The sequence below is a fragment of the Vibrio sp. QJM3NY_21 genome, assembly GCF_057785975.1.
The window spans coordinates 3096215-3111875 of record NZ_CM173513.1 but is presented as its reverse complement, the minus strand read 5'-3'; the positions used below and the strand labels follow the sequence as shown (position 1 = coordinate 3111875).

Genomic DNA, 15661 nt, shown 5'->3' with positions numbered 1-15661 from the left:
TAAAGCAAGGAAACAACAAAAATATGTTGAACACTGAGCTTGTGAAAGTTAAGAACCTCAGCTTCTCACGCGGTGAGCGCGTTATCTTTGATGACATCAGTTTAGAGGTGCCTCAAGGCAAAATAACCGCAATCATGGGCCCGTCAGGGATCGGTAAAACGACCTTGCTGCGTTTGATTGGCGGACAATTACCGCCAGATGAGGGCGACATTTGGTTTGATGGCGACAATATCCCTGCATTATCACGTCGTAAGCTATATCAAGCCCGCAAGAAAATGAGCATGCTTTTCCAATCGGGTGCACTTTTTACTGATCTTAATGTCTTTGATAATGTGGCGTTTCCGCTGCGAGAGCACACTGAACTTAACGAAAAATTCATTCGTACCATCGTGTTACTTAAGCTTGAAGCTGTAGGGTTACGAGGTGCTGCGCAATTGATGCCGAGTGAATTGTCTGGTGGGATGGCGAGACGTGCTGCGTTGGCTCGTGCGATCGCATTGGATCCTGAACTTATCATGTACGATGAGCCGTTTGTTGGCCAAGACCCGATCACCATGGGCGTCTTGGTTGAGCTGATCCGTAATCTCAATCAAGCTTTGGGCTTAACCTCTATTGTCGTTTCTCATGATGTGCCTGAGGTGATGAGTATTGCCGATTGGGTTTATCTGATGGCTGATGGAAAAATCATTGCTGCTGGTGCACCTGATGAGTTGTACAACAACAGCGATCCGAGAGTGCAGCAATTCTTGCAAGGTGACGCGGATGGCCCTGTGCCGTTTAGATTTCCTGCGAAGAGCTTAAAAGAGGATTTGTTTTAATATGATTGTTAAAGCTATTGCGGGTGTCGGTAAGCGAACACTTGCGATCTGTGAGTCATTTGGTCGAGCAAGCCTGATGTTATTCGGGGCTTTGTTTGGCATCCCGAGACTAAAGAATTTCCCTTTATTCGTTAAACAACTTTATAGCGTTGGTGTTCAGTCATTAGCTATCATTTTAGTTTCGGGTTTGTTTATTGGCATGGTGCTCAGCCTGCAAGGCTATGTCGTGTTAATCGACTACGGTGCTGAAGGTAACCTTGGTCAAATGGTCGCGCTTTCACTGTTACGTGAGTTGGGCCCAGTGGTGACTGCGTTATTGTTTGCAGGCCGCGCAGGTTCAGCATTAACGGCTGAGATCGGCTTAATGAAAGCAACCGAACAGATCTCTAGCCTTGAGATGATGGCCGTCGATCCTCTTAAACGCATTATTGCGCCACGCCTTTGGGCCGGGCTTATTTCAATGCCACTGCTCGCGATGATCTTTATGGCGGTCGGGATTTGGGGTGCTCAATTGGTTGGTGTCGATTGGAAGGGCATTGACCACGGTAGTTTCTGGTCTGCGATGCAGTCTTCCGTTGAGCTAGGCCGAGATATTGGTAACAGCACGATCAAATGTATGGTCTTTGCTATCACAGTAACTTGGATCGCACTTTTTAATGGTTATGATGCGGTACCGACCTCAGAAGGTATTAGTCAGGCAACCACACGCACTGTAGTGCACTCTTCTCTAGCGGTATTAGGGCTAGATTTTGTTCTTACCGCATTGATGTTTGGGAATTAATCATGCAACAAACTCGAAAATTAGAATTATGGGTCGGCACCTTTGTTATTGTCGGAATTTGCGCAATCTTAATCATGATCTTTCAAGTCGCTGACGTAAAAGGCTTAGGTTCGAACCATACTTACAATCTAAAAGCGACCTTTGACAACATTGGTAGCTTAAAAGTTCGTTCTCCAGTGAAGGTGGGTGGCGTCGTTGTCGGTCGAGTTAAAAGTATTGAGCTTGATACCGAGAGTTACCTTCCTGTCGTTGAATTATCGATTGATGCGAAGTACTCACAATTTCCAGATACCTCTAGTGCTCAAATCTTAACTTCTGGCTTAATCGGTGAGCAGTACATCAGTCTGGTTCCTGGCTTCATTTTTGATGATGAAGAGATGTTGGTTGATGGTGATTCTATTGAAGACACCAAGTCAGCATTAGTACTAGAAGATTTGATTGGCCAAGTGCTGTATAGCGTTGGTGGCTCTGATGACAGCGAAGTTAAGGAATAAGATGATGTTGAAAACTATTAGTAACTTCAAAGTTATCGGTTACTTGAAATCAATGTTTATGGTAGCAATGGCTTCACTTATTTCTGCTCAAGTTTTTGCTGCAGAATCGATTGATCGCACTCAGCCTTATCAGATGATGACGCAAGTTGCTGAAGTGGCATTTGATCGTTTAAAGAGTGAGCAAGAGAATATCCAGCAAGATCCTGAGTTATTGAAGGTCATTGTGGAAGATGAATTGATGCCTTATGTGAACGCGCAATATGCGGCACTTAAGTTGTTAGGACCTAACCTAAAAGGGGCGGACAGAAAAGACGTACGTGTATTTATCGATGCGTTCCGTAAATACCTCGTTTCTTCTTACGCTCAAGTACTGACTCAGTACTCGGATCAGACGATTGAATTTGGTCCAGAACCAAAAATCAAAGCAGATAGCCGTATTACCAGTATTAAGGTTAGTATCATAGATACGCCGCGACCAAACATTAAGCTTGAATTTAAGCTACGCAAAGACAAGAAGTCAGGCGAGTGGAAGGCGTTTGATATGGTTGCTGAAGGTATTAGCCTGTTATCGAGCAAGCAATCAGAGTGGAATACTAAAATTCGTCAAGAAGGCATTTTACAAGTTGCCGATGAATTAGAGAAACTTGCAGCACAACCGATTCGTTTTGAGAGTAATAAATAATGAGCCACTCTCAATGGCAAGCACTAAGCTCTAAAGAGTATCAGCTGCTCGGTGACATAGACCGAGACAGTGTCCCTGCAATCTGGCGTATATTGGAAAAGTGGCAAACGACGGAATCGAGCGTTGAAATTGACCTTAGCCATATAAATCGAGTCGATTCAGCAGGAATGGTGATGCTAATTCACTTATTAGAGCATGCAAAAAATCAAAACTGTCATATAATGCTCAGTTTCGTGCCAGAACAATTACGAACGTTGTTCCAATTGAGCAATATCCAGCCAATGATGGCAGAACACATAAAAAATTAGGCAGGAGCTATTTGTGGACAGCACAAAAGTACAAGAATTATTAGCAGAGGCACTGAACCTTCAGGAAATTATCGTGAAGGGTGAAGGCAGTCATTACGAAGTTGTTGCGGTTGATGAATGCTTTGACGGCATGAGTCGAGTTAAGAAGCAGCAACTAATCTACGGCCCACTAGTGGAATACATTCAACGCAATGATATCCATGCTCTTTCTATTAAGGCTTTCACGCCGGAAGAGTGGGAACGTGATAAGAAACTGATGTCACTTTAAGGTTTATGATGGAAAAGTTTCGAGTTATTGGATCGGATAAACCGCTAAGCGGTGAAGTGACGATCTCAGGCGCAAAAAATGCAGCGCTACCTATCTTATTTGCTTCAATTCTTGCTGAAGAGCCAGTTGAAGTAAGTAATGTTCCTCACCTACGTGACATCGATACTACGATGGAACTGCTTAAGCGTTTAGGCGCAAAAGTATCGCGTAATGGTAGTGTTCACGTTGATGGCCGCGAAATCAACGAGTTCTGCGCGCCGTATGATTTAGTGAAAACAATGCGTGCTTCTATCTGGGCTTTAGGTCCTCTAGTTGCTCGTTTTGGTGAAGGCCAAGTGTCACTTCCTGGTGGTTGTGCAATTGGTGCTCGACCTGTCGATTTGCATATCCATGGCCTAGAACAGCTAGGTGCAACCATTGTATTGGAAGATGGTTATGTGAAGGCAAGTGTTGATGGTCGTCTGAAAGGCGCGCACATTGTGATGGATAAAGTAAGTGTGGGTGCCACCATTACTATCATGTGTGCAGCAACGCTAGCAGAAGGCACAACAGTATTAGACAACTCAGCGCGCGAGCCTGAAATTGTTGATACGGCTGACTTCTTAAACAAGCTAGGTGCTAAAATTTCTGGCGCAGGTACAGACACGATTACTATCGAAGGCGTCGAACGTCTTGGTGGTGGTCAACACTCTGTGGTTGCTGACCGCATTGAAACCGGTACTTTCCTTGTTGCAGCTGCTGTTTCTGGCGGTAAGGTAACTTGTCGTAATACTAACGCTCATCTTCTTGAAGCTGCTTTAGCGAAGCTTGAAGAAGCGGGTGCGAAAGTTGAAACTGGCGAAGACTGGATCAGTCTTGATATGACAGATCGTGAGTTGAAAGCGGTGAAAATCGTAACTGCACCTCACCCGGGTTTCCCAACGGACATGCAAGCGCAGTTTACCTTGCTTAATATGATGGCGAAGGGCAGTGGTGTTATCACTGAGACTATCTTTGAAAACCGCTTTATGCACATTCCTGAATTACAGCGAATGGGTGCAAAAGCAGAAATCGAAGGTAACACGGCTATCTGTGGTGAAACGGAAAAACTGAGTGGCGCTCAAGTAATGGCAACGGACCTTCGTGCATCTGCGAGCCTTGTTATTGCAGGCTGTATCGCTCAAGGTGAAACCATCGTTGACCGTATTTACCACATCGATCGTGGTTACGATAAGATTGAAGATAAGCTTTCAGCTTTAGGCGCAAACATTACACGATTTAGTGAGTCGAGCTAACTTAGGTTAGTGAGTTCATGAATCAGTAAGATGAAAACATAAAAGTCGGAACCTTGGTTTCGGCTTTTTTATAGTTGTATTTACCGCAAGTGAATCTATCGCCTATTTTAATGGGAATAGATGAATGAGCTTTGTGGTTGGTGAGGAACAAAATGATAGCAGTATTACGTATTTTCGCATTGGCGATATTTGCGATTCTTATGTTTGTATTTGGGTGTGGTTACTGTCTACTTAGTCCACGTAACCCGAAACACGTATTTACCTTTGGCCGCTATTTCGGTCGCATGTCGAAAATATTCGGCATGAAGTTAGAGCTTCGTATCCCGGAAGATGCCTACTCTCGTGGCCAACATGTTTATGTTGCGAACCATCAAAACAGCTGGGATCTATTCACGATTTCATCAGCGGTGACACCTAAGGTAGTGACTGTTGGTAAGAAAAGCCTAGCGTGGATGCCTCTTTTTGGTCAGCTTTACTGGTTGACGGGTAACATCCTCATTGATCGTGCTAACCGCAGTAAAGCAGTAGGTACGATTGATCAGGTAGTGACTAGCTTAAAAGAGAGCGATGTCTCAGTATGGATGTTCCCTGAGGGGACTCGTTCTCGTGGTCGTGGTTTGTTGCCATTCAAAACGGGTGCTTTCCATGCGGCAATTGGTGCTGGTTTACCGGTTATCCCAATCGTATGTAGCTCTACAGGTGGCGTGAAGCTGAACCGTTGGAACAATGGTCATGTGATTGTTGAAATGTTGCCACCAATTAGCACTGAAGGTTACGACAAGTCTAATGTTCGTCAACTCGCTAACCAAGCCCGTGAGCAAATGGCCGCTAAGCTTGAAGAATTAGACAAAGAAGTGATTGAGCTTAATAAGAAATAATTTAAGCAAAACAACGAACAATAAAAAAGGTTGCCAAATGGGCAACCTTTTTTATATCTGATAAACGTTCAGCACTCCGCCATTTACTCGAAGTCGTTTGTTTATTCTAGAGCCTAAAATCTATTTGCGAACCGCAATAGCTTCGATCTCGATACCAACATCTTTTGGTAGACGAGCTACTTCAACACATGAACGTGCAGGGTAGTTTGCAACGCCGTGCTCATCAAAGAACTTGCCGTAAACTTCGTTTACTGTGCCAAAGTCGTTTAGGTCTTTAACGAATACTGTTAGTTTCACGATGTCTTTTACAGTCAGGCCAGAAGCTTCAACAACTGCTTGAACGTTGTCTAGAGATTGGCGAGCTTGCTCTGCGATATCTGCAGATACTTCACCAGTTGCTGGATTTACTGGGATTTGACCAGAAGTCAGTACCATATTGCCAAGGTCAACACCTTGTACGTATGGGCCGATTGCAGCTGGAGCAGATTCTGTGTGAAGTACTTTAGTCATTGGTTTATTCCATCAGTTATTAGATAAAAAGCAATTTTCAGTGTGCCTACAAACTTTGGATAGGTAAAGAGCAAAATACCTCGCACAAGCGAGGTATTTGATAGTTTTTTCATTCAAATGGTGTTGCCGTATGGCGTTATCTTTCAGTCACAATTTCGCGAGAGAATACTTTTTCGCAATACTTACACTTCAGTCGAATACTTTCTTTCTTTTCAAAGATTTTAAAGCTGCTTTCAACGGGCTCATTGTGAGTAATACAGTTGGTGTTTGGACATTCAAACACATCGTTGATTTGCTCTGGAAGTTCCAACGCCAACTTCTTAACCACTTCGTAATCTTCGATTTGGTTTACGGTCGCGTGAGGCGCGTAAAGTGCTAACTTGCTCGCTTGTTCTTCCGTGATAAACACATTCTCTATCTTGAGTAAGTCTTTACCGCCTAGAGCAGAAGATGGCAGGTTTAGGCCAATCGTTACTCGCTGATTAGAGTTATGCATGTCGAACAGTTTGAGTACCTTGATCCCGATGTTGGCTGGGATATGGTCGATAACCGTTCCGTTCTTGATTGCTTCAACTTTTAATTGAGTCTCTTTAGACATGATATCTCTCCTCTACAGCGTTTCGTTAAGAACAAGGGCTAGCAGTGCTTCGCGTGCGTAAACACCGTTCTCTGCTTGCTGGAAGTAGTAAGCGTAAGGTGTTTTATCGACATCGACAGTAATTTCATCAACACGAGGAAGAGGGTGAAGAACCTTTAGGTTATCACGTGCATTTTCCAGCATTGGAGCCGTCAGGATGTACGCTGATTTGATGTGCGCGTATTCCGATTCATCGAAGCGTTCTTTTTGAACTCGAGTCATGTACAAGACATCAAGCTCTGGAATGACATCTTCCATGTCTGTCAGCAGTTGATACTTGATACCCGCCTCATCAAGTTCTTCGCAAATGTAGTCTGGCATCGCCAGTGCTTCAGGTGCCACGAAGTAGAAACAGATGTTATCGAACTTCGCTAGCGCTTGAGTCAACGAGTGAACCGTACGGCCGTACTTAAGGTCACCAACGAATGCAACGTTGAGGTTGTCTAGGCGGCCTTGTGTCTCAGCGATAGAGAATAGGTCTAATAGCGTTTGTGTTGGGTGTTGGTTTGCGCCGTCACCTGCGTTAATAACCGGTACACCGTTAGAAAACTCAGAAGCCAGACGCGCAGCACCTTCTTGAGGATGACGCATTACGTAAGCATCAACGTATGAAGAGATAACCTGTACTGAGTCTGCCAACGTTTCGCCTTTCTTTGCCAGTGAAGTGTTACCACCGCTGTCGAAACCAATCACATCACCACCGATGCGCTGAATAGCCGTTTCAAAAGAGAGACGAGTTCGCGTTGAAGGTTCGAAGAAGCAGCTTGCAACAACTTTATTCTTGATGAGCTCTGGGTTTGGCTCAGCTTTTAGTTGACCTGCCGTTTGAACAATCAATTCTAGCTCTTCACGAGAAAGCTCTGGAATTGAGATGATGTGCTTTTGATAGAGCGAATTCGCCATGATCTTCTTCCCCACAATAATGTATTGGCCATAAAAAAGCCCCCCGTAATGGGAGGCTTTAAAAAAGTGCTGAAAAGCAGAATAGACGGCCTGGTAAGCATGCTAGCTTGCGAGCAATATTTGGTGTTTCCACAATTTTATTATGTGTTTTCACAATATCATTATGTTTTATCACAACATTGCTTGGCGTCATTTTCACTACTCTCAGACAAATTGCCGAGAATTATACGCTTTCAATCTGTGAGCGCAAGCGATTACATCAAGCTTTTGTTTATGTTTGATTCTTCGTTATTGACCTAAGGTCGCAACCATTACCGCTTTGATGGTGTGCATGCGATTCTCAGCTTCATCAAACACAATTGAGTAGTCCGACTCAAACACTTCATCAGTCACTTCCAAACCGTTCATTCCATATTTGTCTGCAACTTGCTGGCCGATCACGGTTTCATTGTTGTGGAAAGCGGGCAGGCAATGCATGAATTTCACTTGAGGGTTACCTGTGAGCTTAATGACATCCATATTCACTTGGTAAGGTGTCATTACAGCCACACGTTCGTCCCAAGCTTCTGGCGCTTCACCCATAGAAACCCAAACATCGGTATAAAGGAAATCACAGCCTTTCACACCTTCAGCAACGTCTTCTGTCAGCGTGATTTTTGCACCTGTACTTTGCGCGATAGCTTGGCACTCTTCGACAAGCTGCTCTTCTGGCCAAAATGCTTTTGGCGCGACAAGGCGAATATCCATGCCCATTTTCGCGGCGCCCACTAACAGAGAGTTACCCATGTTATTACGTGCATCACCAAGGTAAGCAAAGCTGATTTGGTGCAGATGTTTACCACGACCATGCTCAAACATAGTGAGGAAATCAGCCAAGATCTGAGTAGGGTGGAACTCATCGGTTAAGCCATTCCAAACCGGTACACCGGCATAAGCGCCTAAGTCTTCGACAATGCTTTGGCCAAACCCTCGGTATTCAATGCCATCGTACATGCGACCTAATACACGCGCTGTATCTTTCATTGATTCTTTCTGACCAATCTGAGAACCAGAAGGGCCTAAATAAGAGACTTGAGCACCTTGATCAAAAGCAGCTACCTCAAAAGCACATCGAGTTCGAGTGGATGCTTTTTCAAAGATCAAAGCGATGTTTTTACCGTTAAGCTTTTTCTGCTCTGTACCTGCATACTTAGCTTTTTTAAGGTCGGCAGACAGGTCGAGTAAAAACTGAATCTCTTTAGGAGTAAAGTCGAGAAGTTTTAGAAAGTTACGATTGCGAAGATTAAAGGCCATCTCTCGCTCCTTGCGTATATAGAATCAATGAAGAACTCAGTTAAACATAAAAATGCTATATTTGTGAATATTTATTTTATTAATTTGATAAAAAAGGCCAGTGCAATGATACTGGCCTAGATAAGTTAGTGTGTTCGCTTTATTGAGTTTTGTGGCTTAGATACCGTCTCTTTCGATAGGACAACTCATACAGCGAGCGCCACCTCGGCCACGACCTAGCTCATTGCCCGGAATCGTCAGAACTTCGATACCTGCTTTGTCGTATTTCTCATTAGTGTAAACATTACGCTCATAACCGATAACCGTACCCGGTTTCACCGTCAGTACGTTGTTAGCGTCATTCCATTGTTCACGTTCAGCTTCGTAGTTATCACCACCGGTTGTGATGATCTTCAGTTGATCGAGGTCCAGTGCGCCTTCAATCGCTGTTAGGTAGTTTTCAGCTTTCTCTACTCGCATTTCGCCATTTTCTTTCGGCGTTAAGCGCCAAGTATCTAGGTCTTTACGAACGATCTCTGGATAGACTGAGAATGTGTCGATATCCATGTGTGTCATTACCGTATCAAGGTGCATACAAGAGCGGTGCTTTGGTAAATCAATCGCAATCACTTCTTTAGCTTGACCGGATTTGAATAAACTAGCGGCTAGGTTTTCAACACCTTGTGGCTTAGTACGCTCTGAAATACCGATAAGCACGGCACCTTTACCGATAACCAGTACATCTCCACCTTCAATATTCGCGTTGTCATAGTGAAGATCTTCGTCACCGAAGTGCTTAATGAAATCTTGGCCTGCGAATACAGGGTGCCAGCGGTAAATTGCTCGCAAGTGATTCGTTTCTCGTTGACGAGCAGGCATCATCATTGGGTTAAGAGAGACACCTCCATAAACCCAACAAGAAGTATCGCGGGTAAATAGATGGTTGGGTAGCGGCTCAATAACGAAATCAAGCGGGCGGTGCATCTTCGGTAGCATTGAAGAAGATTTAATAGGAAGTTCAGAGTAGGCTAAACCACCCAGTAGGATCGTGGCTAAGTGCTCGTTGTCCATTTGAGCAAGGTATTCTCTTAAATCACGTGCGAATGTAGGGCCGTAACGGAAGTCTGAGATTTGAGTCGTCAGTAGCCACTCACGAGCTTGAGCCACAGCGAGTGTCTCAACCAGTAGGTCATGCAGTAATAACACTTCGACGTCTTGGTTACGAAGTGTCGTCGCAAAGGCATCGTGTTCTTCACCTGCCGCTTCTACTGCAAGTACATCATCAAAGAGTAGCTCATGACAGTTAGAAGGGGTGAGGTGGGTGAGTGCCCTTTCAGGTCGATTTAGGAGAACTCGTCTTAATTGACCGACTTCGGAGCCAACGTACAGCTTACTCATTTTGCATCCTTACTATTAATCCAGCGTCTATTTATGACAAGCTTGTTCGTAATATGCAAGTTTTGAAACTTGCGTAAAGGTTGTGTTATTTATCAATTATTGGTTTTTAATGCTGATTAATTAAAAATTAGTGATATTAAAATCCAATTGAAAGACTCAATGCTGGAACAAACTTTTTGCGGTTCTATGCTCAAATTTCAGTGATTCGATAATCCATTTTGCTTGGTGAACATGATTTTTCATTCAAAATTTATGCAATTATCCATTCTAAAATGAGATCTTATGCACCAATGAAGTGATCGTCAGTATGCATTTGATATGACTAACCACTCAGTTTTAGAGAAGTAAGGCGAAAAGTAACAATAAAAATGAAATGCTAAAACACACGTTAGTTAATAATATGTTGAAAATTTGTTTCTGTGATTTTGATTTCACTTTTTAATTGATATCCCCTCTGTTATCTAGCGATAAACTTACTCTTCTATACCTGATCTAGGTGGCTTTTCTAGGCGATCCATGCCATATTTCGTGGCAATCAAATTTGATCTTTTCATAGTCAACACTCTGGAGCAGACACATGTCTCACGAAGATGAATATCTATCAGTAGCGGAATTAATTGAATTTCAAAAAGGAGAGACTCGCGACATCATTGAAGCACTAATCGAAGATGGTAGCGATCCTGAAGCTCTATACGATATCGAGCATCACCTTTTTGCTGAAGATTTCGCAGTACTTGAGAAAGCCGTTGTTGAAGCATTCAAAATGGGCTTTGAAGTGCTTGAAGCTGAAGAGACAGAAGACGAAGATGGCAACAAGCTACTTTGTTGTGATGCAACGATGCAGTGTACTCTGAATGCAGAAGCGATTGATGAGCAAGTTGAGAAGCTTGTAAATCTTGCAGAGAAGTTTGACATTATCTACGACGGTTGGGGCACTTACTACGAAGGTGAAGATGCTATCTACCCAGACGAAGATGATGAAGACGAAGAGTAATTTCTTCCCAGTTTTAAAGAATGCCAGCCTTGAGCTGGCATTTTTTTATCCTCAGAAAAATAAATGTCTTTATATGCATTCATTCATTATAATGCGGTCAAAATTGATCTAGCTCAAGGAATGCTATGCGATTACCTCTCGATGGTCTTTGGCAAATATCGCCACTGACGGACCTCTCTATTCCACAAGATGACATTACTTTTCCGGCTCCGTTAAGTTCAAAGCTTCCTGATAGCTTGAGTGAAAGTGAAATCGCAGAGCAAGAGTGGCACCTGATGCATGACATCGAAGTGGATGATGCGATGTTGGCGTGCCCGTTTGTTGAGTTAGTAATGGCAGGTGTTGATTACTTTGCGGAAGTTCGACTCAATGGTGTGGCTGTGTTTGATTGTGATGGTAGCCAAGTCGAATATCGTAAAGATATTCGACCTTACATGCAGTCTGGTCGCAACCGTTTTGAGATTCTTTTCCTTGAAGAAGAGGAGAGCTTATTGCTTGAAGAGGATATGGATGAGTCAGTCTCTTCATCGGCTGTCGCTAAATCGGATTCTCGTATCGGAATCTGGCAAGCGCCATATCTGCAGTTCGTTCGTCACGTCAAGCTTGAGCAAGTTGTGACAGAGCAGATCTGGCATTACGGTGGTGGTTGTGAGTTCAAAGTGGATGTTATCTATCAAACGCTAAAGCCGGGGCTAATATCGGCATCAATCAAGTTTAATGGTATGACATTGGTGATGCCGATAGATGTGCGAGCAGAACATACGGGTGTTGTTTTCCAGGTTGAGGCGCCGATCATTTTTGATATTGAGAATCCTAACCCTAAACATTTATACTCGTTAGAAGTGGTACTTGATGGCCAGGAAGAGAGCTCTTTTGTCGCCTTGAATCCAGCTTCTTGCGTCAGTAATTTTTTGCGTAGTTAGCGGTTATTTAATTAACCAGTTACGTAAGGAATCAATTCGCTCACTTGCTTGTCATCTGATGAACTGCCGACGCTAACCCTATTTCAAAACATATTATAGCGTTTTGGCCATGACAACCTCACAAGCGTCATGGCCTGTTTCTCCCCAAGCTGAATCAAGGTGTTCAAAGCCCAATTTTTCGTAAAGTTTAATGGCGGCATTAAGGCATTCGGTCGTTTCTAGATACATATGTTGATAACCCAGTTCCTTAGCTTTCTCCATCGACATATTAACCAACCTCTTCGCTAAGCCTTTGCCTCTTGTTTCTGGCAAGAAGTACATCTTTTGCAGTTCACAGACCTCTGGCATACCTGCTAATGGTGCAAATCCGCCACCACCGACAACCTTTCCATCAAGTTCAATTACCCAATACTGAGATCTTTCATTGTTATAAACATTGAACATGTCTTCTAAGGTGGGGTCAGCCACACCATAACCTTTATCTTCAGTTAGCCCGTTTTCATAAGAGACTTGGCGAATTACATTGGCCACTGCGGTGTTGTCTTGCTGTTGTAGGGAACGAACCATTACACCGCTTGAAGCGTGGCTTTGTTGCAGTGCTTTAAGGTAGTGCTTAATTCCCCCAGAAACTTGTTGAGTTTCCGCTTCTGTTAAACGCTCAAGTACCGAGTCATAAAACTGATTCTGTTGACTGTGAAGTTGGGCAAGAGTGTTTATCCCTTGCTCTGTTACTGAAGCAACAACACTGCGCTTATCGTTGGGGTGTGGTGAGGTTTGAATTAACGAGTTCTTCGCTAGATTATTGACTGCTCTACTGGCGTTGGATTTATCAATATTGAGCTTATCCGCTAATTGATTCACGGTTAATGGCTGCTGCTCTAGTTCGATAAGTGTATGAGCTTGAATCGGAGGTAGGGCAATATCACCACAATCTTTGTCTAGCATTCCAAGTTGTCGAACGAGTTGACGTGATAATTCTCTAAGTTGTGCTGAAGTCATGTTGCCTCTCAGTATGGTTGCGATGTACAACTATAATTTAATTGCGCGTCGCAACCATGTCAACAGGATTATTGTAAGTAGGGGGAATAAATTAGAGATCAAAGGGTTAGTGTTGATAGTTTGCTCTCTTTTTATATTAATTATCAATTGATCAGAATGATGTGTTTCTATATTTTTACACTGTTGATGTGCACGTAGATGTACATGGTTGTTTTTAAAACGTCAAATGGAATAGAGAAATGGAAACAAAACAGTTAGAAACTAGGGTGAATTTTAAGGGAAAGGGTAACGAATATTTTGGTATTTGGATCGTTAATATTCTTTTATCCGTCATCACATTGGGTATTTACTCGGCTTGGGCGAAAGTTCGAAATAAACGTTACTTTTATGGGAATACATTTATTGGTAGTGATAGCTTTGAATATCATGGTAAGCCTATGCAAATATTGAAAGGGCGAATCATTGCGTTGATTTGTGTAGTCGCTTGGGGAGTCAGTAATCAGTTTGCCCCTCAGGTGGCATTGGTTTTATTACTGGTTTTTTTTGCATTGTTACCATTGTTATCTCGCAGCAATGCTCGTTTTGATTCTGCAATGACAAGCTTTCGCAATGTTCACTTCTCTTTCCATGGTACTGTTTCCGGAGCCTACTGGGCAATTCTTGGGCGCGGTCTTGTTGTGGGTGTCGGCGTATTTACGGCAATCATGGCAATAATATTTACTATGCAAATGAACATGATTGCTGGTGGCATCGCCATTTTAATATCCATACCTTCTTATGTTTATTTACAATCCTGGCTACTTGCCGGTATCGCCAATTATTTTTCTAATGGTTATCGCTATGGCGATCGTCAGTTTAAAGCTGATTACCAAGATGGCTTTTATTTCAAAGTATACTTCATCAGTATGATTGCATGGCTGGTTGCCTCTATTGTTGCCGTTTTGGCTTTATTCAGTGCCGTTGGCTTCAACATGATCAGCAACCCTGAGTCGTTATCCGAAATCGCTAACAACGGAAGTTTGACTTCAATGATGGTTGCTTACTACTTTGTTTTCATTGTTATGAGTATTGCGATTGCTGCTTACATTCAAGTAAAAATTAGAAATTACACGTTCTCTGAATTAGTGCTTGAAGGAAAAGAAAATGAGGCCGATTCAACGTTAAATTTTGCTTCGACATTAACGATAAAAAGCTACATGCTTTTAGTATTAACTAACTTTCTGCTTCAAGTGATTACCCTCGGGTTAGCTAGACCATGGGTGATGGTAAGAACGATGAACTACTTGTCGGAGAATTCGTATGTTCAAGGCGACTTAGATTTATTAATAGCAAACGACCAACCGTCTGATGTGAAATCGGCTATTTCTGATGAGATAGCTCAAGCGTTTAATGTTGATCTTGGTATTGGCTAAATGATCTCTGGTGTTGCACACCCGCCTCGTAGTTCTGAACGCTGCGAGGCCATTTTAGATATATCTCACCCTGATAAATTGCTCCTGAGTGTGGATGGTTCTATTGTTTCTGCATATTTCGAACGTGTTGAAATTATGCGAGGCGTTGGATCCGCTCCAACAAAGCTCAAATTCCCAGATGGATGGCAATTTATCACGGAGGCAAGTGATGAATTGGACTCCTATTTGAGAGACAGAGGTAAACATAATTTCTTAGGTAAATTAGAGAAGAACATCACGGCTATCTTAGTTAGTAGTGTTGTTCTTGTGTTACTTACCATTTCTATGTTTACTCATGGGGTTCCGTGGTTAACTCATAAAATAGTCACTTATTTGCCTGATTCGGTGCCTCAACTCGTTGAAAGACAAGTTCTAAAATCTTTGGATGAACAGCTTTTTGATAACTCGACTATTCCTATTGAGGAACAAGCTCGCATTCGCCAGCGCTTTGACTCCCATCTGAAAGATATAGAGATTTATGATGGAGTGCAGCTCGAGTTTCGTTCTTCAAAACTCGGAGCGAATGCTTTTGCGCTCAGTGGTGGGACAGTTATTGTTTTGGATGACCTCGTTCGCTTAACTAAAACGGATAGGCAGTTAGACAGCATTCTATTGCATGAATTAGGGCATATTCAGCATCAGCATGTCATGAGAGTATTAGTTCGATCGAGTTTGCTCTCGATGACAGTGGCGCTATTGACGGGTGAAAGTTCTGGTGTGATCGACAATCTCGCGGGGTTAGGAGTATTTGTTGCTAATAACGGACAATCTCAAGAAGCAGAGCGTGAAGCGGATGTTTTTGCTTCTGATGCCATGATGAAGCTACATGGTTCTAATCAAGCGATGATTGAGATGTTTGAATTGCTTGGAAAGAGTTCTGATGGACATGCTGAACTACCCACATGGCTCAGCTCTCACCCTGAATTAGGTGAACGAATTGAGTCATTAAGAGCTGCACATTAGTACCTCGTTAAGGTATATACAATTGAGTACTTTACTCAGACGATGCGTAAAGAATTACAGATAGCAAAAAGGGCAGATACTCATCTGCCCTTTTTATTTTTTAAAGAC

The 15661-nt window shown here is 42.9% G+C and carries 18 protein-coding genes; 12 read left to right on the top strand and 6 right to left on the bottom strand.

Translation table 11 applies throughout. From position 1 onward, the window contains the following. The first annotated feature begins 23 nt into the window (after positions 1–23). From mlaF to AC3CID_RS13785, 8 genes are all read left to right on the top strand, one after another. Positions 24–818 carry a phospholipid ABC transporter ATP-binding protein MlaF gene (gene mlaF, locus AC3CID_RS13820; protein ID WP_146456656.1) on the top strand — a complete coding sequence of 265 codons (795 nt, stop codon included), beginning with the start codon at positions 24–26 and terminating at the stop codon, positions 816–818. A 1-nt stretch (position 819) separates the two neighbouring features. Further along, the gene (gene mlaE, locus AC3CID_RS13815; RefSeq protein WP_004735312.1) at positions 820–1599 is read left to right on the top strand and encodes a lipid asymmetry maintenance ABC transporter permease subunit MlaE; all 780 of its coding nucleotides are present in this window, start codon (positions 820–822) and stop codon (positions 1597–1599) included. Positions 1600–1601: 2 nt separating this feature from the next. After that, positions 1602–2093, top strand: coding sequence for an outer membrane lipid asymmetry maintenance protein MlaD (gene mlaD, locus AC3CID_RS13810; protein WP_054548285.1), 492 nt, complete (start codon positions 1602–1604; stop codon positions 2091–2093). A gap of 52 nt (positions 2094–2145) precedes the next feature. After that, positions 2146–2775 (top strand): MlaC/ttg2D family ABC transporter substrate-binding protein, encoded by a 630-nt coding sequence (locus tag AC3CID_RS13805; RefSeq protein WP_237291209.1) that lies wholly within the window; start codon positions 2146–2148, stop codon positions 2773–2775. Beyond that, positions 2775–3083 carry an STAS domain-containing protein gene (locus AC3CID_RS13800; RefSeq protein ID WP_004735315.1) on the top strand — a complete coding sequence of 103 codons (309 nt, stop codon included), beginning with the start codon at positions 2775–2777 and terminating at the stop codon, positions 3081–3083. The genes AC3CID_RS13805 and AC3CID_RS13800 overlap by 1 nt, the downstream gene beginning before the upstream one ends. A 13-nt stretch (positions 3084–3096) precedes the next feature. Continuing rightward, a complete protein-coding gene (gene ibaG / locus AC3CID_RS13795; protein ID WP_017073431.1) occupies positions 3097–3351 on the top strand; it encodes a BolA family iron metabolism protein IbaG in 255 nt (84 codons plus the stop codon). Between the two features lie 8 nt (positions 3352–3359). Beyond that, positions 3360–4625 carry a UDP-N-acetylglucosamine 1-carboxyvinyltransferase gene (gene murA, locus AC3CID_RS13790; RefSeq protein WP_029224837.1) on the top strand — a complete coding sequence of 422 codons (1266 nt, stop codon included), beginning with the start codon at positions 3360–3362 and terminating at the stop codon, positions 4623–4625. A gap of 152 nt (positions 4626–4777) precedes the next feature. Further along, a complete protein-coding gene (locus AC3CID_RS13785; RefSeq protein ID WP_488526677.1) occupies positions 4778–5503 on the top strand; it encodes a 1-acylglycerol-3-phosphate O-acyltransferase in 726 nt (241 codons plus the stop codon). A gap of 120 nt (positions 5504–5623) precedes the next feature. Here AC3CID_RS13785 and AC3CID_RS13780 read toward each other — a convergent pair whose 3' ends face one another. The 5 genes from AC3CID_RS13780 to arcA form a co-directional block, all read right to left on the bottom strand. Beyond that, entirely contained in the window at positions 5624–6013 is a 390-nt protein-coding gene (locus AC3CID_RS13780; protein ID WP_004735319.1) for a RidA family protein, read from the bottom strand. 136 nt (positions 6014–6149) lie between these two features. After that, positions 6150–6611 carry an aspartate carbamoyltransferase regulatory subunit gene (gene pyrI / locus AC3CID_RS13775; protein ID WP_341636141.1) on the bottom strand — a complete coding sequence of 154 codons (462 nt, stop codon included), beginning with the start codon at positions 6609–6611 and terminating at the stop codon, positions 6150–6152. A 12-nt stretch (positions 6612–6623) separates the two neighbouring features. Beyond that, entirely contained in the window at positions 6624–7553 is a 930-nt protein-coding gene (gene pyrB / locus AC3CID_RS13770) for an aspartate carbamoyltransferase (protein ID WP_004735321.1), read from the bottom strand. A gap of 288 nt (positions 7554–7841) precedes the next feature. After that, positions 7842–8846, bottom strand: a complete 1005-nt coding sequence (locus tag AC3CID_RS13765) for an ornithine carbamoyltransferase (RefSeq protein WP_488526676.1) — start codon at positions 8844–8846, stop codon at positions 7842–7844. A gap of 156 nt (positions 8847–9002) precedes the next feature. Continuing rightward, a complete protein-coding gene (gene arcA / locus AC3CID_RS13760; RefSeq protein ID WP_004735323.1) occupies positions 9003–10223 on the bottom strand; it encodes an arginine deiminase in 1221 nt (406 codons plus the stop codon). Between the two features lie 577 nt (positions 10224–10800). On the opposite strand from arcA, the gene rraB reads away from it, so the two are divergent. Together rraB and AC3CID_RS13750 are read left to right on the top strand one after the other, a co-directional pair. Beyond that, a complete protein-coding gene (rraB, locus tag AC3CID_RS13755; protein WP_004735324.1) occupies positions 10801–11217 on the top strand; it encodes a ribonuclease E inhibitor RraB in 417 nt (138 codons plus the stop codon). A gap of 125 nt (positions 11218–11342) precedes the next feature. Beyond that, positions 11343–12140: a glycosyl hydrolase 2 galactose-binding domain-containing protein gene (locus tag AC3CID_RS13750; protein ID WP_146456652.1), complete on the top strand. Its 798-nt coding sequence runs from the start codon at positions 11343–11345 to the stop codon at positions 12138–12140. A gap of 93 nt (positions 12141–12233) precedes the next feature. On the opposite strand, the gene AC3CID_RS13745 is transcribed toward AC3CID_RS13750, so the two are convergent. Next, complete coding sequence (locus AC3CID_RS13745; protein WP_171312975.1) at positions 12234–13139, bottom strand: bifunctional helix-turn-helix transcriptional regulator/GNAT family N-acetyltransferase; 906 nt, start codon at positions 13137–13139, stop codon at positions 12234–12236. Positions 13140–13378: 239 nt separating this feature from the next. Here AC3CID_RS13745 and AC3CID_RS13740 point away from each other — a divergent pair, with 239 nt between their 5' ends. Together AC3CID_RS13740 and AC3CID_RS13735 are read left to right on the top strand one after the other, a co-directional pair. Next, entirely contained in the window at positions 13379–14551 is a 1173-nt protein-coding gene (locus tag AC3CID_RS13740; protein WP_135458598.1) for a YjgN family protein, read from the top strand. Further along, a complete protein-coding gene (locus AC3CID_RS13735) occupies positions 14552–15553 on the top strand; it encodes a M48 family metallopeptidase (protein WP_488526675.1) in 1002 nt (333 codons plus the stop codon). Positions 15554–15661 lie beyond the last annotated feature (108 nt).

Coding starts and splice junctions, on each gene's coding strand:
- mlaF (WP_146456656.1), top strand. CDS start 24: ATGTTGAACACTGAGCTTGTGAAAGTTAAGAACCTCAGCTTCTCACGC.
- mlaE (WP_004735312.1), top strand. CDS start 820: ATGATTGTTAAAGCTATTGCGGGTGTCGGTAAGCGAACACTTGCGATC.
- mlaD (WP_054548285.1), top strand. CDS start 1,602: ATGCAACAAACTCGAAAATTAGAATTATGGGTCGGCACCTTTGTTATT.
- AC3CID_RS13805 (WP_237291209.1), top strand. CDS start 2,146: ATGTTTATGGTAGCAATGGCTTCACTTATTTCTGCTCAAGTTTTTGCT.
- AC3CID_RS13800 (WP_004735315.1), top strand. CDS start 2,775: ATGAGCCACTCTCAATGGCAAGCACTAAGCTCTAAAGAGTATCAGCTG.
- murA (WP_029224837.1), top strand. CDS start 3,360: ATGGAAAAGTTTCGAGTTATTGGATCGGATAAACCGCTAAGCGGTGAA.
- AC3CID_RS13785 (WP_488526677.1), top strand. CDS start 4,778: ATGATAGCAGTATTACGTATTTTCGCATTGGCGATATTTGCGATTCTT.
- AC3CID_RS13780 (WP_004735319.1), bottom strand. CDS start 6,013: ATGACTAAAGTACTTCACACAGAATCTGCTCCAGCTGCAATCGGCCCA.
- pyrI (WP_341636141.1), bottom strand. CDS start 6,611: ATGTCTAAAGAGACTCAATTAAAAGTTGAAGCAATCAAGAACGGAACG.
- pyrB (WP_004735321.1), bottom strand. CDS start 7,553: ATGGCGAATTCGCTCTATCAAAAGCACATCATCTCAATTCCAGAGCTT.
- AC3CID_RS13765 (WP_488526676.1), bottom strand. CDS start 8,846: ATGGCCTTTAATCTTCGCAATCGTAACTTTCTAAAACTTCTCGACTTT.
- arcA (WP_004735323.1), bottom strand. CDS start 10,223: ATGAGTAAGCTGTACGTTGGCTCCGAAGTCGGTCAATTAAGACGAGTT.
- rraB (WP_004735324.1), top strand. CDS start 10,801: ATGTCTCACGAAGATGAATATCTATCAGTAGCGGAATTAATTGAATTT.
- AC3CID_RS13750 (WP_146456652.1), top strand. CDS start 11,343: ATGCGATTACCTCTCGATGGTCTTTGGCAAATATCGCCACTGACGGAC.
- AC3CID_RS13745 (WP_171312975.1), bottom strand. CDS start 13,139: ATGACTTCAGCACAACTTAGAGAATTATCACGTCAACTCGTTCGACAA.
- AC3CID_RS13740 (WP_135458598.1), top strand. CDS start 13,379: ATGGAAACAAAACAGTTAGAAACTAGGGTGAATTTTAAGGGAAAGGGT.
- AC3CID_RS13735 (WP_488526675.1), top strand. CDS start 14,552: ATGATCTCTGGTGTTGCACACCCGCCTCGTAGTTCTGAACGCTGCGAG.